This is a genomic window from Halocynthiibacter sp. C4 (assembly GCF_028823805.1).
Taxonomy (GTDB): domain Bacteria; phylum Pseudomonadota; class Alphaproteobacteria; order Rhodobacterales; family Rhodobacteraceae; genus Falsihalocynthiibacter; species Falsihalocynthiibacter halioticoli.
The window spans coordinates 171,556-192,483 of sequence record NZ_JAPEIE010000003.1 but is presented as its reverse complement, the minus strand read 5'-3'; the positions used below and the strand labels follow the sequence as shown (position 1 = coordinate 192,483).

Genomic DNA, 20,928 nt, shown 5'->3' with positions numbered 1-20,928 from the left:
TGCCGCACGAAACACGCGCCCAAATGCCAAACCCGATTGCTCCTCCGTTCGCGTTGCCATACTCCTGTCAGACGAAGGAGTTGGACATGACACATCTGTGGGTACGCGCCGAACAGCGCGAAAACGAAGAGCGCGTGGGTATCACGCCCGAAGGCACCAAAGCGCTACTGAACGCTGGTATTCGCGTGACAGTTGAGAAAAGCTCCGTTCGCGCTATTCCCTTGCAAGGTTACATCGATGCAGGCTGTGAAATCGCAGAGGAAAACGCATGGCCGGAGGCCCCCGAGGACGCCATTATTTTCGGGCTGAAGGAACTGCCCGAAGACGGGACACCACTCAAACATCGCCACATCATGTTCGGCCACGCCTATAAGGGGCAGCCCAGCGGGCGCATACTTCTTGATCGCTTTAAAGCTGGCGGAGGAACGCTCTATGATTTGGAGTATCTCGTTGACCCGTCCGGCCGTCGCGTAGCAGCTTTTGGCTATTGGGCAGGTTTTGCAGGGGCTGCTGTAAGCCTCAAATGCTGGACCGCACAGCAGAAGGGCGACATGTGCGCACCTGTTGGCGTATTCGCGTCAAAACATGCGCTTTTGGCCGCACTAGAGACTGATCTCGCGACCTATACCCCGCCATCCGCGATTGTGATTGGCGCGCTTGGGCGTGTCGGGACAGGCGCTTCTGATCTCTGCGAGGCACTTGGCGTTAAAGTTACGAAATGGGATATGGCCGAAACAGCATCCGGTGGCCCGTTCCCAGAAATCCTTGAGCATGACATCTTTCTGAACTGCATTCTTGCACGACCAGGAACGCCCGTTTTCGTCCCCAAGTCTGCGCTCACTGACCCACGCAAACTATCTGTTATCGGCGATATCGCCTGTGACCCAGACAGCGATTTCTCTCCGATCAAGGTCTATGATCGCACGACAACATGGGAAGACCCTGCCCTGCGCGTCGCTACAGATCCCGTGCTTGATGTCACCGCAATTGATAACCTTCCGTCGATGCTTCCTGTCGAAAGCTCGGAAGATTACGCTGAACAATTGCTTCCCTCTCTTCTTGAGCTCAAATCTCTTGATCAAGGCGTTTGGGGCCGAGCTAGAGACACATTCGAAGAACATATCTAAGGAGTAGCCATGACAATTCACTGGTGCGGTACAGGGCTTTCGGCCATTCCGGGATTACGGCGTCTGTTGGAAGCGGGCGAGGACGTATGCGTCTGGAACAGAACAGTTGAAAAAGCACGCGAAACCGTCGGAGACCTAACCGATAACATTAAGGCTTTCACGCTCGATGACCTGACCGAGGCGCTCCGCGCGAATGATATCGTCGTATCGATGCTGCCCGGCGATCTTCACGTGCCTCTGGCGACAATATGCATTGAGAAAGGGGCACATTTCGTGTCCTCCTCCTACATTTCGCCCGAGATGGCTGCGCTTGATGCTGCTGCACAAGAACGAGGTGTTTGCCTTGTGAACGAGGTTGGGCTTGATCCGGGCATCGACCACCTGATGGCGCATCACCTTGTCGCTGATTACCGCGCGTCAGATGCCTATGATCCGACCAACACAATTTCTTTCCTGAGTTACTGCGGCGGTGTCCCAAAACACACCAACGCATTCCGCTACAAATTTAGCTGGTCGCCACTTGGGGTGCTCAAAGCGCTTCGTTCGCCAAGCCGATCCATCCGCAATTTCTCGACGCTTGATGTCGCGCGGCCATGGGATGCTATCCAATCCTATTCTGCGCCACTGGCCGCGCCAGAAACGTTTGAAGTTTACCCTAACCGAGACTCGCTTCCGTTTATTGAGGATTACCAGTTCGAGCCCGAGTGGCGACTCAAGAACTTCGTGCGTGGCACCCTTCGGCTGAATGGCTGGTCTGAGGCTTGGGCCCCCGTTTTCGCCGAAATAGAGACGCTTTCCGGCGAAGATGGCGACAAGCGCCTCAAAGAAATGTCTGACGAATTCTGGGATCAGCACGCCTATGAAGACGGCGAACCTGATCGCGTTGTTCTTTGTGTTTCGCTTTCTGCGGAGCGGGACGGCACGCCGGTTTACGATAAAACTTACGCGCTTGATGCGTGGGGCGATGAGCGTGGCTCAGCAATGGCGCGGCTGGTATCCGTTACAGTTTCGCTAGCGGTTCAATCGGTCAAGAATCGTGAAATTCATGCGGGCGTTACCGCAGCTCCGCGTGACCCAAAACTTGTTGAGGGCTGGCTACACGAAGTTGAGTCGCAAGCGCAGTATCTTGCGATTAAGTCGGCGGTGTAGCCTACTCCGCGACAGGTGGCGCCAGAGTGCTATTCTCTGTGTCTGGCGCCAATTCCTCGAAATCAAAGTTGTCCAAGCGGCGGGCCCGACGCCCTGCCTTATCTGCTGAGATTTTGATTTCGGAGATATCTTTGGCGGCTTGCCCGAAATGGCGATCAAGGTTGGATACACGCGTTCCGAGCCGCTCCACATCCTGAAACAACTTGCCCAACTCAGTGCGTATGGCCCCTGCCTGCTCGCGCATTTGTGCGTCTTTCAAAATGGCGCGCATGGTGTTGAGAGTCGCCATGCAGGTTGTGGGGGATACGATCCAAACGCGTTTTTCGAAGCCTTCGCGTACCACTTCAGGGAAACTCGCGTGTAGTTCCGCATAGACCGCTTCGGACGGGAGGAACATCAGCGCCCCATCTGCGGTTTCTCCTTCGATAATGTAGCGTTCACTGATGGCATTGATATGGGTTTTCACCGCAACGCGCATCGCTCGCGCGGCTTGCTCTGCTTCGGCCTTGGTATTTGCGTTACGAAGGGCTTCATAAGCCTCTAGCGGAAACTTACTGTCGACGACAATCGGGCCTGGTGGATTTGGCAAATGAATCAAACAATCGGCCCGTTTTCCGTTGGATAGGGTCGATTGGAAGCTATAAGCGTTGCTTGGGAGCGCCTTTGACACGATATCATTCAATTGAATTTCGCCAAAGGCGCCGCGTGTCTGTTTGTTTGAAAGAATATCCTGAAGTCCCAGCACATCGCCCGACAGTTTTTCAATATTGGCCTGCGCCTTATCGATCGTGGCGAGGCGTTCCTGAAGCTCGGTCAGAGACTTAGTTGTTTTGACCGTGCTGCCATGGACGGATTGGTTAAGCTTCTCTTGCATATCAGACAGGCTTCTTGCCGCCTTGACCGAATTCTCGTGAAGCCGTTCTTGCATCTGTTGCTGAACCGACGCGAGGCGCATTTCCATTGTTTGCAAAATCTGCGCTTGTGACGCTGACTGCAGCTCTGCATTTGATTGCAACCCACCCGCCAAACGCTCTTGCCCTTGCCCCAGAGATTGCACCGCATGGTTCAACTGCCCCATCTGCTGCGCAATTGGGCCGACCATTTTAGCAGCGTTAGAGCCTATTTTTACCGACCGAACCAGCAAAACGAGGATGAGCAGAAGCAGCGCAATACCGCCCGCCACAAGAAGGATAAGCGGATCTGTAAAAGCATATTCTGTACCGGCGATTTCAATCATGTGCGTCCGAAAAGCCTTTCGATGTCGGCAAGTTTGAGTTCAACATAGGTCGGGCGGCCGTGGTTACATTGACCGGAATGTGGGGTAGCTTCCATTTCGCGTAGGAGCGCATTCATCTCCTCCGCCTGCATTCGTCGGCCTGATCGAATGGAGCCATGACACGCAACTCGAGACAAGATCGCTTCAACACGGGATTGTAGGGTCTGGCTGTCTCCAAGATCGGCGAGCTCATCGAGAATATCGAGGATCATCCCACGCGCATCAACATTACCCAGAATCGCAGGTGTTTCGCGCACCGCAATATTGCCGCCACCAAATGGCTCTATTCCAAGGCCAAACCGCGCCAATTCTTCTGTATACCCCAATATTAGAGCCGCATCCTGATCGGAAAGCTCGACAATCTCAGGGATAAGTAACGCTTGAGTTGCCACACCGTTTTCAGCCATTTGCTTCTTAAGGCGTTCATAGACCAAACGTTCGTGCGCTGCGTGCTGATCGACGATCACCATTCCAGTCGCAGTTTGAGCAATGATATAGTTTTCATGAACCTGCGCACGGGCCGCACCGAGAGGGAGATCGGCTGCGTTTGTTTCTTCGGTCTCAACCACTGGCTCCATGCGAGCGGAAGGGGCATCAAAGCCCCCTTCGGCGAAACCGGGCGTGGCGTAACTCTCTGTTCGCGGTGAGGCGAAGCTACCAACAGGCTTGCGCTCCATCTGATAGATGCGTGGTGAATTCTCCGTACCGCCCTCTGGTCGCATCGCGCCAAGTGTGGCGTTTGCCACGGTCGTACTCGCGCGGTGGCCTGCCTCGGCGAGCGCGTGCCGAATGGCCGAAACGATCAATCCACGTGCGATAGCAGGCTCCCGAAAACGCACCTCAGATTTCGCGGGGTGAACATTCACGTCAACGCGCGTCGGCTCTACCTCTAGGAAAAGTACCGCGGCGGGGTGACGATCACGGCTCAGAAAATCCATATAGGCGCCGCGCAGCGCACCGATGAACATTTTGTCCCGAACAGGGCGGCCATTCACAAAAAGATGCTGCGCAACAGAAGACCCACGCGAGTAAGTCGGAAGTGCTGCGTATCCGGTCAGGGTAATGCCCTCGCGCTCGGCATCGATGAGAAGCGCATTCTCTGCAAACTCCGCGCCCAAGATTCGGCGCAAGCGTGCATGGATTGCGTCGAACAAATCACCCGTTTCGGCATCGGCCCGAAAGACCACGCGCCCTTCTCCGCCACCGGAAACATCGCGCAAAATGAAAGTGACATGCGGCTCTGCCATTGCGAGCTTTTTGACGACATCGTTGATCGCGCCCGCTTCTGCGCGGTCTGTGCGCATAAACTTGAGGCGCGCGGGCGTGGCATAGAACAGATCGCGTAACTCAACGATAGTTCCGCCAGAAAGCGCCGTTGGCTTAACTGTCGACTGCTCCCCACCGGACGTCGAGATTGTGAATGCCTCTTCCCCCTCCGGTCGGCTCTTGATCGTCAGCCGACCAACCGCTCCAAGCGAAGGAAGTGCTTCTCCACGAAACCCGAATGTGTGGATATTAAGCAGGTCGGACCCGTCAATTTTTGAAGTGGCGTGGCGCGACATGGCAAGCGGCAAATCCGCCCCCGAAATGCCACAACCGTCATCCACAACGCGGATTAGGGTTTTGCCGCCGTCTGCATAGGAAACCTCGATACGTCGCGCGCCAGCATCAATTGCGTTTTCAACAAGCTCCTTAACCGCCGAGGCGGGGCGCTCAACAACTTCGCCGGCGGCAATCCGATTGATTGCTGCTTCGTCCAGCTGCTTGATAACAGGGCGTTCAGACCCTGAATTCTCGCTCATATTGGGGTTTCCATCAGGCATACCACAAGGTTTAGCATGAAATGCTCCGATTCGCACATGCGGAAATCGGGAAAATGGTTACTGCTGATCGCCTAGTCCTTCGGGCTGCCCGACCACCACAAAATGAAGATCCTCTGGCTTGAGAACCCGCGCGGCAACACGCTTGATGTCCTCGAGCGTCACAGCATTCACCTTGTCGTTTCGGGTCGCAATATAGTCGATGGGCAACTCTTGAGACTGCATCGCCGCCATGATTCCTGCAATGGTCGCGTTCCCATCAAAACGGAGAGGATAGGCGCCTGTGAGGAAGGTTTTTGCGTCAGTCAATTGCTTCTCTGTAATCCCGTTTGCCGCAATATCTGCCCAGACATCGCGAACCACCGTAATAGCCTCGGCAATACGGTCGTTTGAAGAAGCGACCTGCCCCATCATAAGTGCGCCATGCTCTTTTGGAACGAGGTAGGTTGAAATGCCGTAAGTCAAACCGCGTTTCTCTCGCACCTCTTCCATCAAGACAGATGCAAATCCACCACCGCCCAAAACATGGTTCAACACATAGAGCGCAAAGAAATCGTCATCGTCCCGCGCAATACCCTCATGCGCAAAGATCGCAACGGATTGTGGCGTTTCGAACTCCACGACCGTTTCGCCCCCTCGTGGCAGTGCATAGGTCGCATCCGCAGGCAACGGCGCGCCTTCCTCTGGCAAATCGCCAAGCAGCGTGTCGAGCAATGCGCCAAGCTCTTCGGGCGTGATATCACCTACGGCTCCAACATGGATTCGGTCGCGGGTCATGGTTGCGTTTTTGGCTTCGACCAGATCATCGCGCGTTAAGCTGTTGACCGATTCAAGCGTACCATTCAGCGAACTGCCGTAAGGATGATCTCCCCACGCGAGTTTATTGAGGGTGCGGCTTGCAATGTCGTTCGGGTCTTTCTCATTGCCGGAAATGATCGAACGTACCTGCCCACGCACACGCTCAAGGGAGGCTTCATCAAAACGCGGTTCCGTTAAAGCGCTGCGCAGAAGGTCAATTGCATCATCTCGGTTTTCGGTGAGGAACTGCGCTGAAACAATCAATGTGTCATCGAAAACATCAAACTTATAGCTCGCAGCGAGCGCCTCAACTGCGGCGGCGAATTCTTGTGAATCCAGATCACCCGCGCCCTCCTCAAGGAGCCCGACCATAAGGTTCGTTGCGCCGCGTTTTCCTGGGGCATCAAGGCCCGCGCCGCCCTTGAACCAAACTTCGATAGCCGTAAATGGAATCGAATGATCTTCAACCAGCCAAGCGTGGATTCCTTTTGGCGAGGTTACATCCTGAATTGCGATTTCAGCGCGCAAAGGGAGCGCAACGAGCATCGCCAGAACGGTCGAGAAAAACACACGGATCATTTTGCTTCTCCTTCAGCGTTCATCAGATAGCCGGTTACGGCGTTGTTTCTGTTGAAGACTTTCTTTGCGGCTTCGATAATTTGTTCTGAAGTGATGGATTGCAAAACATCGGGCCATGCCTGCACATCCTCGATCGTCAGGCCCGAGGTGAGCGAAGCACCATACTGCCGCGCACGACCGGCCACATCATCTTCGGCATAGATCAAACTGGCACGGAGTTGCATCTTGATCCGATCAAGTTGCTCCTCGTCTACGCCCTCTTCGAGAAATTCGGCAACAGCTTGATCCAACGCCTGCTCTGCTTCCTCAAGCGAGATGTCAGGAACCGGCACAATGATGAGCGAGAATGTCGTTTCATCCAGCGAGACCCCGCTATAAAACGCGGCAGTGTAAATAGCTTGCTGTGTGTCAAATTGGAGCTTGTTGCCCAAAACAGATGTCGCCCCGTTTCCACCAAGTATTTCGGCAAGCAATGTAAGCGCGGCGGCCTCTTCCTGCGCTCCGGAGTCGCGCTCTGACGCGAGGTAACTACGGATCACATAGGGCTGCGCAACGCGGGGGTCCGTAAAGGTCAGGCGACGCTCCGAAAGTTGAGGCGGCTCAATTGTCCGCTCCCGTTCGGGAAGGTCTACAGTAGGCTCTAATACGCCGTAATACTTCTCTGCAAGCGCAAGTACGTCTTCGGGTATGACATCACCAGCAACGATGAGAATCGCATTATTCGGCGCATAGTAACGCTGATAAAACTCCAGAGAATCCTCAAGAGAGAGCTCCTCCATCTCGTGCTTCCAGCCAATAACCGGAATACCATACGGATGGTTCATATACTGGGCGGCATTCCGTTGTTCGGCAAACAAGGCGCCCGGATTGTTCTCTGTTCGTTGGTTGCGCTCTTCAAGGATAACTTCGCGTTCCGTTTCGACATCCGCTTCGGACAAACGAAGGTTACGCATGCGGTCCGCTTCCATACGCATCACAAGTTCCAACCGATCAGAGGCAATGCGCTGGTGATAGGCTGTGTAATCTTGCGAGGTGAAAGCATTGTCAGATCCACCGTTCGCCGCAACGGTTTTTGACAGCTCTCCCGGAGCAAGCGTGTCTGTTCCTTTAAACAACAAATGCTCTAGAAAATGCGCGATGCCGGATTTACCCCGTGGCTCATCAGCGGCGCCAGCCTTGTACCAAACCATTTGCACAACAACGGGTGCCCGATGGTCCTCAAGAACCAGAACGTCCATTCCGTTATCAAGTTGATATGTCGTGAGTTTCTCGGCCTGTGCAACCGCGGGCAGCGTCAATATCAATGCAAGAAATGCGTTGCGGAAATAGGATGTCATCAAGCGTCTCCGTTTAGGGTCGCATTAAGGGTAAGCGTTGATTAGGGATCATCAACCCCTCCCAACGCTACTGTGAGTGAAATTGTTACGATGAACTTGCGCCATCACGTCCGTGAGAGTGCGCCGCAATCAATTTGGCTTTGGTGGTGCGGCGGGCGTGTCGATGCCGCGCCGACGCCAGCGCTGCAATTCCTGATACTGATCAAGCGACATTTTCTCGTAGGCTTCGAAGTATTGCGGAACACCAAATGCACGATAAAGAACGCGTCCTTGGTTTTTCTTGCGCCATTCGAGATCTTCGGCAGCAAGCTGGCCCCGAATATTGGACGTTGTCCCGAAACGAGTCGTGTAGTTTACAAGATCGCCCGTTGCAGGACGCGCACGTGCAGCGTTTCCGCCAAGAGCCGCAATCGCATCGGCGCGAGGTGTCGGATCAACGCGGTTGGTTCCGCCCGGAGTTGGAGTTGGAAGCGAGGTATAGCTTGGCGGAGTTTCCAAGGGTTTCGTCGGCAGCACGCCGAATTCCTCCGGACCGTTGCCCGGATTCTGAAGGTTCATCAGCTGGGGATTATCGCTGCTGCATGCCGCAAGACCAATCGCCGCGCAGAAGCACAAAACTCCGAAACTACCTACGTTGCGCATTCACTTCTCCTTGGGTGCTGAGGCAATGTTTAACGCAAGAGAATTCCCGCGTCTACGCGCCCTTTTTCTTGCTCGTAAAGAGAATAAGCCCGATCGCGCCTGCGAAGATCGCAATATCGGCAACATTGAACGCATAGGGATTATAAAAACCACAGCAGCTCATATTCAAGAAGTCCGCGACGGCACCGTAAAGGAAACGATCAAGAACGTTCCCAAGAGCCCCACCAATGAGCAAACCCGCCGAGATCATCCCCAATGTTTGAGGCTGCTCACGGCGAATCCAGAAATACACCCAAGCTGAGATCGCCAAGGCAATCGCAATGAGGATGTATTTCACGATAGGCGAGCCGCTTGCGGCCATGCCAAAATTTACGCCCTCATTCCAAGCCATCTGGAACATGAGATAAGGGGGGAAGACCTCGATCTCCCCCACGTATTTCAAACCCATAAGATGCACCACAACAACTTTGGTAAGTTGATCAATGCCCAAAGTCAGAAGTGCGGTGATGTAGAAGGCGCGCATTTGTTTTCCTTTAGTGGCGGAAGTGGCGCATGCCAGTGAGGACCATGGCAAGGCCGGCTTCATCAGCAGCGGCGATTACCTCGTCGTCACGCATGGAGCCACCTGGCTGGATAACGGCAGTTGCACCGGCAGCGGCGGCTGTCAGAAGCCCATCCGCGAACGGGAAGAACGCATCAGACGCAACAACAGAGCCTTTTGTCAGTGGCGTTTCAAGGCCCAGCGCTTCGGCCATATCCTCGGCTTTGCGCGCCGCAATCCGGCAGCTATCAACGCGGCTCATCTGCCCAGCGCCAACGCCCACTGTTGCGCCGTCTTTACAATAAACAATCGCATTGGACTTCACGTGCTTCGCGACTTTCCATGCAAAGAGAAGGTCGGCCATCTCGGCCTCTGTCGGGGCGCGTTTTGTCACCACCTTGAGGTCATCCAGTCCGACGAAACCAACGTCTTTGTCCTGCACAAGCATTCCGCCAGCAACGGGGCGATATGTGAGCCCACCAGATTTCACATCAGGAAGGCCGCCAGTCGTAAGCAAACGCAGGTTTTTCTTTGCTGCGAAAATTGCTTTGGCTTCGTCGCTGGCCTCTGGAGCAATCACAACTTCCGTGAAAATCTTGCTGATCTCGGTTGCTGTGTCTGCGTCAAGCGGCTGGTTCAACGCGATGATCCCGCCAAATGCGGACGTGCTGTCGCAGGCCAGCGCCGATTTATAGGCTTCGACAAGCGATTCACCGCGCGCAACGCCACAAGGGTTTGCATGTTTGATGATCGCAACCGCCGGACCCTGCGCAGGATCAAACTCGGCAACCAGTTCAAACGCTGCGTCTGTGTCGTTGATGTTGTTGTAGGAAAGCTCTTTGCCCTGATGTTGTACTGCAGTGGCAACACCCGCGCGGTTCACGCCATCGGTATAGAAGGCCGCTTGTTGGTGCGGGTTTTCGCCATAACGAAGCCCCTGCGCCAGAGTGCCCGCAAATGCGCGGCGGCGTGGGGTTTCAACACCAATCGCGCCCGCCATCCAATTGGACACCGCTGCATCATATGCGGCCGTCCGCGCATAAGCGACCTGCGCCATCTTTTTGCGGAACTTCGGGCAAGTCGCGCCGTTGTGCTGATCCATATCGCCGATAAGGGCCTCGTAGTCCTCAACATCCACAATCGTCGTGACAAAACCGTGGTTCTTCGCGGCTGCCCTGATCATCGCAGGACCGCCAATATCAATGTTTTCGATACAGGTGTCGTAATCGGCGCCTTTGGCAACGGTTTCTTCGAACGGATATAGATTCACCACCAGAAGGTCGATCGGACCAATGCCGTGCTCTTCCATTGCGGCCACGTGATCAGCATTGTCGCGTAGCGCAAGCAGCCCGCCATGCACGCGCGGGTGCAGCGTTTTTACGCGGCCATCCATCATCTCTGGGAATTCTGTGATCTCGGCCACATCGCGTACGGTGAGCCCCGCATCGCGCAGCGCCTTGGCGGAACCGCCGGTTGAAAGAAGCTCCACGCCTCGCTCGGCAAGAGCGCGGCCCAAATCGACAAGTCCGGTCTTGTCCGAAACAGAAAGCAACGCGCGGCGAATAGGCAGTTGGTCGGTCATTGTTTGCATCCCCAAAGTGGCAATCTACAGCTTGGGCATCTCGTTTGGCTCTACATCCCGAATATTGCTCGGGGTGTCCTGAGCTTTGGCCAGATGCCATGTGACACGGGTCGCATAATCCATTGCTCGCCCAGATAGAACTATTTGTTTCGCCGCACGCGGTTTTAATCGCGTTTTTTCGAGATAAACGCTCGGCTCTAGGGTCAATTTCGCGGTTGAGTTGTGCCGGAACACCCAAATCTCGCCGCTCTTGAGCGCCAGCGAGACTGCCGTTCCCCCCATATCAACCTCTGCATCAACGTCCGGATGGAGATGGAATCGGCAGGAATAGGGGATTCCAGAGAGCTTGCCGCTATCCATATGCACATCGAATCTGCGCTTGGCTTTGGAGGTATCCGCCAACAAAACTTCTGTGCCGGAAAGTCCGCGCCCATCAAAACTCAGATCAAGATGGCGCTGGTGCACAAGCCCGTGTGTTTGCAAATATCCGTCATGCTCGCCGCTAAACTGCACGCCTTCCTGACCAGAAGACCTATTGGCCACGACGTTATTTGGTCCGCTTTCCAAACATTGAAGTTGGTGCCCGCCAATCATGCGCCGCTTCCCAAGTCTCGCTGAGGAAAACCCGTCGAGCGTTACCGTTGAATGTGAAGGAGTCGCGCGGCCCGCACGTCGCCAACTTTCACCAAAGGTCGCACCCGACCCACAATTTACAACCAACGGGCGGCGGCCAGAGGTCAGTTCAAACGCGAGCGTGGACGCATGCCCCTCTGGCGCGGCAACGCCCATTGGAGGAGACGCGGCATCAATAACGATAGACGTGCGCCCAGCGTGCATCCGCGCAAAACCCATTGAAAGGCCTGTGTTAACTTGCGCACGAACACCAGACGTTGCCAAAGCATTATCAAGCCGCCCCTCTAACCCACGTCCGCCGCCATGGAACCGCGCAAGCCCGCCATCACTGTGCCGTAGCGCACGCAACGTGGGAGCGATTCTTTCAATCGCCTGAAGATGTTCGCGCGCGGGCATCCGCCCAGCTTCGGAAAGAGCGGATGCGGCCCATGTCAGGAGTGTAAAGACCTCTAGCAATTCTTCGGGGTTGCGAGTTGGAATGCCGCCTTCTGTATCAATCTGGTCAACACATTCCCGCGCAAGCGCCTTCATCGCGGGCTTCACATGGCGCTCCATGCCCGTGAGCGAAAGCCCCGCATAAAGCAGACCGGTTAACGCCTCGAACCGCGCCAACCCTGCCGCTGCGCCGTGCCATCTGCGCGACAGAAACACTGTCTGTTGGGCCAACACACCAAAGAACGCCTGAGAGACTTTTGCATCTTGCCCGTTCAGGAAAAACAGCGCGTGGTTGATCCAACGAATGACGCGACGGCCGGTAATATCCGGCGTCCAACCAGAGCCTGTTCCGCCTGAATATCGCTCAATCCACTCATTCGTCCACGCCTGAACCCGCTTGCGTGCCTCGCCGTCCCCAACGGCGGCAAGGTCATCCATCCACGTAAATCCGTGCAAATCCTGTTCAAACCGGCGGTCTGGCGACGGCAATTCCCAGATCGAAACATTCGGGGCTTCAACGAGAAATCCCGCAAACATGAAATTTCCGGCAATCAGCTGCCTCCCACGCGCAAAGGAGCCGATTGTACGCGGTTCCGGCTGTGAGACAAAACCAGTTGCAGGGCGCGAAAACACGCTCAGACGCGCGTGGAAACGGTCTGCAAAGCGCTTGCGGCGCGTGTTTGTCTTTATGGTGTTTGCCACCTGCCCTGCCTCGTCGATTGCTGACGTGCTTATTGTTCTGACAGCAGCATATGAGGTGAGGTCGCGCCTGTCACCGCTATTTTAGGGCGTTATAACTTTTGCCGAAGCACCGCGATATAGAAGCCATCCAAGCCACCGATATCACTCCAAAAATCGGGCCGGATGCGCAGCCCGCCCTCCTTGGAAACCCACTCGGGTTCCACACCCTCAACAAGAAGTGCGTCTTTATCGACGGTGAGATTCGGGTGACGTTTGAGCGCGTCTTCAACTTGAATTTCGCCTTCGTCAAACAGCAGCGAACACGTACAGAAAACAAGCCGACCGTCCGGTTTCAGCAGGGTTAGAGCATGATCGAGCATCTTTTCCTGAAGCTCGAACAGTCCCGGAAATTCGGAGCCATCCTTGGCATAGGGCAGGTCCGGATGACGGCGAATCGTCCCTGTAGCGGTGCAGGGCGCATCCAAAAGGATCGCGTCAAAGCTGCCCTCTTTGAACTCAAGCGCGTCGGAAACAGTGGTTTTGGCCGTCAGCTTGGTCCGCGCAAGGTTTTCACGCACCCGCCCCATACGGCTTTCAGAAATATCAACCGCCGTAACATCGGCTCCTGCGCTTGCGAGTTGCATCGTCTTGCCGCCTGGTGCGGCACAGAGATCGAGAATTGTCTCGCCTTTTTTCGGCGCAAGAATATTAACCGGAAGTGCCGCAGCTGCGTCCTGCACCCACCATCCGCCGTCCTGATACCCCTCAAGGGCAGTAACCTGACCAGCGTCTTTGATGCGCAAACTTCCAGTTGGAATACGCTCCCCTTCTGGCAATTTCGCATCTGCTTTGAAGGAGAGATCAAGCGGAGCGCCATTGGCATGGGATTGCTCGATCGCTTCAACCGTCGCCTTGCCATAATCCGCAATCAACGGTTTCCGCAGCCACTTTGGCAAACGCGGAACGGGTAGGTTATTCCATTTTTCAGTCTCTAATTCGCCCAAACGGCGCACAACTGCGTTAACCATTCCCGCGGAATGGCTCGTCGCGTTAATCTCGCGCGCAATTGCAACAAGCGCGTTTCCAACACCATGCGCAGGCGCTTGCTCGACGAAGATCTCCGTTGCCGCGAGGCGAAGGATGTTATGAACCTCTTCTGGAGGGCGACGACGCAAAAACGGGCCAAGGATGCGATCAGCGCGATCAAGATTGCGCAGCGTATCAAGCGCAAGTCGCTGCGCGCGCGCTTTATCCGCAGCGTCGAGTTTACCTAATGGGCCTTTTGGGCCGCTCACTTCGGAAAGCAATCGCTTCTTAACCGTCACAGCATTCAGCAGTTGTACCGCCGCGCGGCGGGCTTCTATGCCTTGCTGGGGTTTTGTATTTGGGGTTTTACGCGCCATGCGGGCTGAGGTATATCATGCACACGCCCAAAACAAGGACTTGTCACATGAGCGAAAAACAAGACCTGCCCGATGCTGCTAAGCGCGCGCTGGCCGAAGCCGAAGAGCGGCGTAAGCAAAAGCAAACAGAACTCCCGACCGAACTCGGTGGCCGCGACGGGCCAGAGCCAGTTCGTTATGGAGATTGGGAGCGCAAAGGCATCGCCGTAGATTTCTGATTTAGCAGGAACAGAGCCTATTCAGAGGCCCAACACATCCAACATGTCGTAGGAACCAGGCTTTTGCTTGGCCGCCCAAATCGCAGCTTTGATCGCCCCACGGCTAAAGATCGCGCGGTCCGTGGCCATATGGCGCAACACGATCCGCTCGCCTGCTGCTGCAAACATCACTTCATGCTCGCCTACAATATCGCCTCCGCGCACCACGGCGAAGCCGATATCGCCCTTCTTACGCGCACCAGTAATCCCGTCACGCCCTCGATCTGATACCTCGCCAAGGTCAACGCCACGCCCCTCTGCCGCTGCTTCGCCAAGCATCAGGGCGGTCCCTGATGGAGCGTCGACTTTATGGTGGTGATGGGCCTCCACGATCTCGATGTCATAGTCCTCATCGAGCGCAGCGGCCACTTTCTTGGTAAGTTGGGTCAAGAGATTCACACCGAGGCTCATGTTGCCAGCGCGCACGATCGCGGTTTTCTGCGCGGGCTCGGCGAGCGCTTCAATCTCTGCGTCACTAAACCCAGTGGTGCCGATTACATGCGCAACACCCGCTTCGGCAGCTGCCTTAGCGAATTGTATCGTGGCCTGAGGCGCCGTGAAATCAATCACCACGTCCGCACCCTTTAGCGCTGCGGAAATATCATCAGACACAGTCACACCGAGCGCCTGCCCGCCCATGGCCTCGCCAACATCGCGGCCAACCCAATCATGCCCAGACCGTTCAACAACGCCTGAAAGCTCTGTTTTGTCGTTTTCCAGAACCGTCTTGATGAGCATTTGTCCCATACGGCCAGAGCATCCGGTGATCACTATTTTCGTTGCGTCGGTCATTGCGCGTTCCTTTTATCGGCTTGCCTTCGTTTAACCCCAAGCCGCGCTCAAAGCAAAGCCCTGTTGCCCATCGGGTGTTTCATGCTTACATGACGGCTATGGCTAAAAACGCAAACCGCGCCGGCAAGGCACCTTCACAGCGTCAGCTTCGCGTCGGCGAGTTGATCCGCCGGACACTTTCAGAAACGCTCAATCGGGGCGAAATTCACGATCCTGACTTGAACCGCATGTCTATTACCGTGGGCGAGGTTCGAGTAACGCCCGATCTTCGGATCGCCACGGCCTATGTCTTGCCTCTTGGTGGGCAAGGGCAAGAAGAGGCATTGGCCAGTTTGCGCGAGAATAGACACGAAATTCGTCGCATTATCACTAAGAAGATGGGCCTGAAGCATTCGCCCGAAGTGCGCTATGCGATCGACGATACGTTTGATCGGATGGACGAAACACGCCGCCTTCTGTCCCAAGACAATGTTCAACGCGATATCGCACCGCTGGACGATACGGATGATACGCAGTCTTAGCTTCCTTCTTGGCTTTCTCGCTGTAATCACGGGGCATTCGGCCGCCGCGCAATGCGCTGTCGAAGAATTTGAGGGCAACGCCTATACCGTGTGTCGTGCAGACGCAGAGGACGATTTAAGGCTTTTCCTGCGAAACGATGAAAATCGCATTTTGGGCGGGTTTAGTGCCGTAAATGCGGCCCTCAAGCCCGAAGGCAAAGCGCTTGTCTTTGCGATGAACGCTGGCATGTATCACTCCAATCGGATGCCTGTTGGGTTGTTTGTGGAGAACGGAGAAGAGCTCACACCCGTTAGCCACGGAGGTGGGGTCGGGAATTTTGGCCTTACGCCAAACGGAGTTTTTTGCATTAGCGACGGGCGGGTTGATGTGATCGAAACAACCGTATTCGAAGCCGCAAAACCAGACTGCCGTTTCGCCTCTCAATCCGGCCCGATGCTTGTGATTGATGGCGAGCTGCACCCACGCTTCATTCCAAATGGCGATTCGCGGTATTATCGCAATGGTGTCGGAACCAGCGCGGACGGGAAAACAGCCATTTTCGCAATCTCGAACCAGCAAGTGAATTTTCACGATTTCGGGCGGTTCTTCCGCGATCACATCAAAGTTCCGAACGCGCTCTTTTTCGACGGCAAAGTTTCGCGCCTCTATGCGCCAGAAGTTGGCCGCCGCGATATCGGCCTGCCGATTGGCCCCATCGTCGGCTTGGTCACAGACCGATAGCCGTATTGACGAACGTCGCGCGGCCCGATAGCACGCGCGGCTTAACACAACGCAGGACAGTTCTATGGGTCGTAAACGCAAGGGTCGCAATATTTCCGGCTGGATGGTCGTGGATAAACCTGCGGGCATCAGCTCCAATGCCGTTGTCAACAAGGTGCGCTGGGCACTTGGCGCACAGAAAGCAGGCCATGCAGGCACATTAGACCCTGAAGCGACGGGGGTTCTTGCGGTTGCGCTCGGTGAAGCGACAAAGACAGTTCCGTACATCACCGATGCGCTCAAAGCCTATCAATTCACCGTACGTCTTGGCCAAGCCACGAATACAGATGATGCGGAAGGCGAGGTGATCAACGAATCCGACCTGCGCCCGAGCGATGATGAGATCAAAGAAGCGCTGCTGTCATTTGTCGGCGATATAGAGCAGATCCCACCTAAATTTTCGGCCGTGAAAATCGATGGCCAACGGGCTTATAAACTTGCCCGCGACGATCAAGACTTCGAGATCGCGGCGCGGCCCTTATACGTTGAAGAGCTGGTGCTCGTTGATCGCCCCGACGAGGATCACGTGACGCTTGAGATGACCTGTGGGAAGGGCGGCTACGTGCGCGCCATTGCGCGGGATTTGGGCGAGAAACTGGGCTGTTTCGGCCATGTCCGAGAACTGCGGCGCATCTGGTCTGGCCCATTCGACGCCGAAGATGGCATATCGGTTGAAACAATAGAGAAACTGGCCAAAGACCCTGAATTAGACACACATTTGCGCCCTCTGGAGATCGGTCTTGAAGACCTTCCGGAGGTGAAATGCACACCCGAAGGCGCAATGCGTTTGCGCAACGGCAATCCCGGCATGGTGATCGCGGCAGATGTTCAGTTTGGCGACGAATGCTGGGGCAGCTTGGACGGCAAGGCGGTTGCGGTCGGGGTTTATAAATCGGGTGAACTCCACCCAAGCCGCGTATTCAATCAAGGCACTTGATAACCGCGCGGGGCATTGCAACAAACAAGCATGATTACAAGAAGCCACATCAAGGATGACGCGCCATCGACCGCTGTCTATTCGGATTGCGAGAAATACCGTTACAGCCTGACACGCGTTTGGGATGAGTCGGGAAAACGGGCCTTCTTTATCATGCTTAACCCGTCAACCGCCACAGAAGTGCAGAACGACCCAACCGTTGAACGGTGTGAACGCCGCGCGCGGGCATTGGGCTTTGGCGGGTTTCGGGTCGCGAATATTTTTGCGTGGCGTGATACTGACCCACGGAAGATGCGGGCTGCTGCTGATCCTGTTGGCCCAGAGAACGATGCTGCGATTTTAGAAGGGTGCGCGTGGGCCGATACGATCATTTGCGCATGGGGTACGCACGGCGCGCATCTCAATCGAGGTGAAGCGGTGGCGAAATTGCTGCAAGGGCAGACCCTCTATCATTTAGGTCTGTCAAAAGCGGGACATCCAAAGCATCCTCTCTATATTAGTTATTCAGTCCAACCAGAGCCTTGGAATATGCCATGACAGAAACGAATGACAGTGACAGCCTGCTTCAAGAGGTCCAAGCACTGAAAGCAGAAGTCACGCGACTGAATAATCAAAAGTTCTTTCGCATCTACAAATCGAAATGGCGGACAATCGGATTTCAGCTAATGCGCGGATTGGCGTTCGGCCTTGGTACGGTACTCGGCGCTTCGATCTTGGCCTCCGTTTTGGTTTTTGCGCTCTCGCAGATAGATTTCATTCCAATATTTGGCGAATGGGCCAAAGAAATCGCTGACGAAATTCAGGGCAGACCAAGCGAATAGAATCTGAATCTGCGCTGAGGAACGAAAACCCCTTTCTTTTTTGGGGAATCTCCCTTATACGCCCGCAATCCGACCAGAGACTCTCTGACGGACCCCTCCACGGGCCTTGCTGGACGACATCCCGGCTCGCGCCATTAACCCTTTAGATAAGGAGACCCCGATGTCGATTACTGCTGAAGAAAAAGCACGCCTGATGAAAGAATTTGCAATCAAAGAAGGCGACACAGGTTCGCCCGAAGTACAGATTGCTATCCTTTCCTCGCGTATCGCGACACTGACAGAGCACTTCAAAACCCACAAGAAAGACAACCACGGCCGCCGTGGCCTTCTTAAGATGGTTGCGCTCCGTCGTAAGCTTTTGGACTATCTCCGCGGCAAAAGCGAAGATCGTTACCAAGACCTGATCAAGCGCCTCGGCCTTCGCCGCTAAGCTTAATCAAGCAAGAATACGGAAGCGCCTGCGATACTCTCGCGGGCGTTTTTGTTTTGAAGCGTGGTGATGCGAGCGGGTTTGCTCTCACGCAACGGTCGCCAAACAATCGCTGTTCCCAAACGCGTTGTTTTATTGTATGGCCGCTATATCTGAGACGTAGTGTTTGGATCCTGGCACTCGAAATAAAGATAGAGGGATCGGCGGCAATGGGGCCGCCATGCAAACGGGAGACCCGGAGGGCCGGGCTTGCTCCCTATTAGGAAACGATATGTTTAACGAAACTAAAAAATCGATTGAGTGGGGCGACGAAACGCTGACACTCGAAACGGGCAAGGTTGCTCGTCAGGCAGACGGTTCGGTTATCGCCACTTTGGGTGAAACCTCCGTTATGGCCAACGTTACTTTTGCCAAGTCGCAAAAGCCTGGTCAGGATTTCTTTCCGCTGACCGTTCATTACAACGAAAAATACTATGCTGCGGGTAAAGTTCCTGGTGGCTTCTTCAAGCGCGAAGCGCGTCCGACCGAGAAAGAGACGCTGACAAGCCGTCTGATCGACCGTCCGATCCGCCCGCTGTTTGTTCCTGGCTTCAAAAACGAAGTTCTGGTGATCTGTACAGTTCTGAGCCACGACCTTGTGAATGACCCAGACATGGTTGCGATGATCGCTGCTTCTGCTGCGCTCACAATCTCTGGTGCTCCGTTCATGGGCCCAATCGGCGCGTGTCGCGTTGGTTTCACTGATGGCGAATACACGCTGAACCCATCTGTCGATGACATGCACGATCTGCGCAATAACCCAGATCAGCGCCTCGACCTTGTGGTTGCCGGTACAAAAGACGCCGTGATGATGGTTGAGTCCGAAGCATACGAACTGTCCGAAGCTGAGATGCTCGGCGCGGTTAAGTTTGCGCATGACTCCATCCAGCCGGTGATCGACCTGATTATCGAATTGGCCGAAGAATGTGCGAAAGAGCCGTTTGACTTCCAGCCGGTCGATTACTCGGAGCTTTACGAAGCTGTGAAAGCCGCTGGCGAAGACAAGATGCGCGCGGCCTATGCGATCACCGATAAGCAAGAGCGCACAGGCGCCGTTGCAGAGGCTCGCGAAGCTATCAAGGCTGCGCTGACTGAAGAGCAGCTTGAGGACGAGAACCTCGGTTCCGCGCTCAAGAAGCTTGAGTCCGGCATCCTCCGTGGTGACGTAGTTAAAACCGGCAAGCGTATTGATGGCCGTGACACAACAACTGTTCGCCCGATTGTCTCCGAAACCGGTATCCTGCCTCGTACACACGGCTCCGCGCTGTTTACACGTGGCGAGACACAGGGCCTTGTGATCACCACACTCGGCACAGGCGACGACGAGCAAATGATCGACGCACTGACCGGCACATACCGCAGCAACTTCCTGCTGCATTACAACTTCCCTCCTTACTCCGTTGGTGAAGTTGGCCGCTTTGGCCCTCCAGGCCGTCGTGAAATCGGCCACGGTAAGCTTGCTTGGCGTGCGCTTCAGGCAGTTCTGCCTGCAGCAACTGATTTCCCGTACACAGTTCGCGTTGTATCCGAGATCACCGAATCCAACGGTTCCTCTTCGATGGCTTCCGTCTGTGGCGGCTCGCTCTCGATGATGGACGCGGGCGTTCCGCTTAAGGCGCCTGTTGCGGGTGTTGCAATGGGTCTGATCCTCGAAGAAGACGGCTCCTATGCGATCCTCACCGACATCCTCGGCGACGAAGATCACCTCGGCGACATGGACTTCAAAGTTGCAGGTACAGAAGAGGGTATCACCTCGCTGCAAATGGATATCAAGGTTGCCGGCATTACACCGGAAATCATGGAAAAAGCTCTTGCCCAAGCCAAGGATGGCCGCGTGCATATCCTCGGTGAGATGAGCAAGGCCCTGTCCGAAGCTGGTGATTTCTCGGCTCACGCGCCGCGCATTGAAACCATGCAGGTTCCAACAGACAAGATCCGTGAAGTGATCGGTTCTGGCGGTAAGGTTATCCGCGAGATCGTTGAAACTTCGGGTGCCAAGGTCGACATCAACGACGACGGCATCATCAAGATCGCCTCTGCAAACGCCGAAGCCATCCAGAAGGCCTATGACATGATCCACTCGATCGTGGCAGAGCCAGAAGCTGGCGCGATCTACAACGGTAAAGTTGTTAAGATCGTTGATTTCGGTGCCTTCGTGAACTTCTTCGGTAAGCGCGACGGCCTTGTGCACGTTTCGCAAATCGAAAACCGCCGTTTGAACCACCCGTCCGATGTCCTCAAAGAAGGTCAGGACGTGAAGGTTAAACTGCTCGGCTTTGACGATCGCGGCAAAGTTCGCCTGTCGATGAAAGTTGTCGATCAGGAAACTGGTGAAGAAATCAAAGAAGAGAAGAAAGAGGGTTAATCC

General features: G+C 55.1%; 20 protein-coding genes. 10 read left to right on the top strand and 10 right to left on the bottom strand.

Annotated features, from left to right (window positions below; translation table 11 throughout):
* Positions 1–86: 86 nt before the first annotated feature.
* Complete coding sequence (locus tag OU789_RS14385; protein WP_274656236.1) at positions 87–1,127, top strand: saccharopine dehydrogenase; 1,041 nt, start codon at positions 87–89, stop codon at positions 1,125–1,127.
* Positions 1,128–1,136: 9 nt separating this feature from the next.
* Positions 1,137–2,276 carry a saccharopine dehydrogenase family protein gene (locus OU789_RS14380; protein ID WP_274656234.1) on the top strand — a complete coding sequence of 380 codons (1,140 nt, stop codon included), beginning with the start codon at positions 1,137–1,139 and terminating at the stop codon, positions 2,274–2,276.
* Position 2,277: 1 nt separating this feature from the next.
* Here the strand turns inward: OU789_RS14380 and OU789_RS14375 are convergent, their stop codons facing one another.
* The 9 genes from OU789_RS14375 to OU789_RS14335 all read right to left on the bottom strand — a co-directional run bounded on the left by OU789_RS14375 (position 2,278) and on the right by OU789_RS14335 (position 14,003).
* Positions 2,278–3,513: a DNA recombination protein RmuC gene (locus OU789_RS14375; protein WP_274656233.1), complete on the bottom strand. Its 1,236-nt coding sequence runs from the start codon at positions 3,511–3,513 to the stop codon at positions 2,278–2,280.
* Positions 3,510–5,375: a DNA mismatch repair endonuclease MutL gene (gene mutL, locus OU789_RS14370; protein WP_274656231.1), complete on the bottom strand. Its 1,866-nt coding sequence runs from the start codon at positions 5,373–5,375 to the stop codon at positions 3,510–3,512. Before mutL ends, OU789_RS14375 begins: the two co-directional genes overlap by 4 nt.
* A gap of 57 nt (positions 5,376–5,432) precedes the next feature.
* Positions 5,433–6,749 carry a M16 family metallopeptidase gene (locus tag OU789_RS14365; RefSeq protein ID WP_274656229.1) on the bottom strand — a complete coding sequence of 439 codons (1,317 nt, stop codon included), beginning with the start codon at positions 6,747–6,749 and terminating at the stop codon, positions 5,433–5,435.
* Positions 6,746–8,086, bottom strand: coding sequence for a M16 family metallopeptidase (locus OU789_RS14360; protein ID WP_274656228.1), 1,341 nt, complete (start codon positions 8,084–8,086; stop codon positions 6,746–6,748). Before OU789_RS14360 ends, OU789_RS14365 begins: the two co-directional genes overlap by 4 nt.
* A 129-nt stretch (positions 8,087–8,215) precedes the next feature.
* Entirely contained in the window at positions 8,216–8,728 is a 513-nt protein-coding gene (locus tag OU789_RS14355) for a DUF3035 domain-containing protein (protein WP_274656226.1), read from the bottom strand.
* Between the two features lie 52 nt (positions 8,729–8,780).
* The gene (gene lspA / locus OU789_RS14350; protein ID WP_263954681.1) at positions 8,781–9,251 is read right to left on the bottom strand and encodes a signal peptidase II; all 471 of its coding nucleotides are present in this window, start codon (positions 9,249–9,251) and stop codon (positions 8,781–8,783) included.
* Positions 9,252–9,261: 10 nt separating this feature from the next.
* On the bottom strand, positions 9,262–10,851 hold the full coding sequence (purH, locus tag OU789_RS14345; protein WP_274656224.1) for a bifunctional phosphoribosylaminoimidazolecarboxamide formyltransferase/IMP cyclohydrolase: 1,590 nt from the start codon (positions 10,849–10,851) through the stop codon (positions 9,262–9,264).
* A gap of 24 nt (positions 10,852–10,875) precedes the next feature.
* Positions 10,876–12,621: a heparinase II/III family protein gene (locus OU789_RS14340; RefSeq protein WP_274656222.1), complete on the bottom strand. Its 1,746-nt coding sequence runs from the start codon at positions 12,619–12,621 to the stop codon at positions 10,876–10,878.
* Positions 12,622–12,710: 89 nt separating this feature from the next.
* Positions 12,711–14,003 carry an RsmB/NOP family class I SAM-dependent RNA methyltransferase gene (locus OU789_RS14335; protein WP_274656220.1) on the bottom strand — a complete coding sequence of 431 codons (1,293 nt, stop codon included), beginning with the start codon at positions 14,001–14,003 and terminating at the stop codon, positions 12,711–12,713.
* Positions 14,004–14,050: 47 nt separating this feature from the next.
* On the opposite strand from OU789_RS14335, the gene OU789_RS14330 reads away from it, so the two are divergent.
* Positions 14,051–14,221, top strand: coding sequence for a DUF1674 domain-containing protein (locus OU789_RS14330; protein WP_274656219.1), 171 nt, complete (start codon positions 14,051–14,053; stop codon positions 14,219–14,221).
* A 21-nt stretch (positions 14,222–14,242) separates the two neighbouring features.
* Here the strand turns inward: OU789_RS14330 and dapB are convergent, their stop codons facing one another.
* Complete coding sequence (dapB, locus tag OU789_RS14325; RefSeq protein WP_274656218.1) at positions 14,243–15,052, bottom strand: 4-hydroxy-tetrahydrodipicolinate reductase; 810 nt, start codon at positions 15,050–15,052, stop codon at positions 14,243–14,245.
* A 98-nt stretch (positions 15,053–15,150) separates the two neighbouring features.
* Here dapB and rbfA point away from each other — a divergent pair, with 98 nt between their 5' ends.
* The 7 genes from rbfA to pnp all read left to right on the top strand — a co-directional run bounded on the left by rbfA (position 15,151) and on the right by pnp (position 20,925).
* Positions 15,151–15,573 (top strand): 30S ribosome-binding factor RbfA, encoded by a 423-nt coding sequence (rbfA, locus tag OU789_RS14320; protein ID WP_263954674.1) that lies wholly within the window; start codon positions 15,151–15,153, stop codon positions 15,571–15,573.
* A complete protein-coding gene (locus OU789_RS14315) occupies positions 15,557–16,294 on the top strand; it encodes a phosphodiester glycosidase family protein (RefSeq protein WP_274656217.1) in 738 nt (245 codons plus the stop codon). The genes rbfA and OU789_RS14315 overlap by 17 nt, the downstream gene beginning before the upstream one ends.
* A gap of 64 nt (positions 16,295–16,358) precedes the next feature.
* Complete coding sequence (truB, locus tag OU789_RS14310) at positions 16,359–17,270, top strand: tRNA pseudouridine(55) synthase TruB (RefSeq protein ID WP_274656216.1); 912 nt, start codon at positions 16,359–16,361, stop codon at positions 17,268–17,270.
* Positions 17,271–17,300: 30 nt separating this feature from the next.
* Positions 17,301–17,807: a DUF1643 domain-containing protein gene (locus tag OU789_RS14305; RefSeq protein WP_274656214.1), complete on the top strand. Its 507-nt coding sequence runs from the start codon at positions 17,301–17,303 to the stop codon at positions 17,805–17,807.
* On the top strand, positions 17,804–18,091 hold the full coding sequence (locus OU789_RS14300; protein WP_263954669.1) for a DUF5665 domain-containing protein: 288 nt from the start codon (positions 17,804–17,806) through the stop codon (positions 18,089–18,091). The genes OU789_RS14305 and OU789_RS14300 overlap by 4 nt, the downstream gene beginning before the upstream one ends.
* 160 nt (positions 18,092–18,251) lie before the next feature.
* The gene (gene rpsO, locus OU789_RS14295) at positions 18,252–18,521 is read left to right on the top strand and encodes a 30S ribosomal protein S15 (RefSeq protein ID WP_263954668.1); all 270 of its coding nucleotides are present in this window, start codon (positions 18,252–18,254) and stop codon (positions 18,519–18,521) included.
* 271 nt (positions 18,522–18,792) lie between these two features.
* Positions 18,793–20,925 carry a polyribonucleotide nucleotidyltransferase gene (pnp, locus tag OU789_RS14290; RefSeq protein ID WP_263954667.1) on the top strand — a complete coding sequence of 711 codons (2,133 nt, stop codon included), beginning with the start codon at positions 18,793–18,795 and terminating at the stop codon, positions 20,923–20,925.
* Positions 20,926–20,928: the final 3 nt, after the last annotated feature.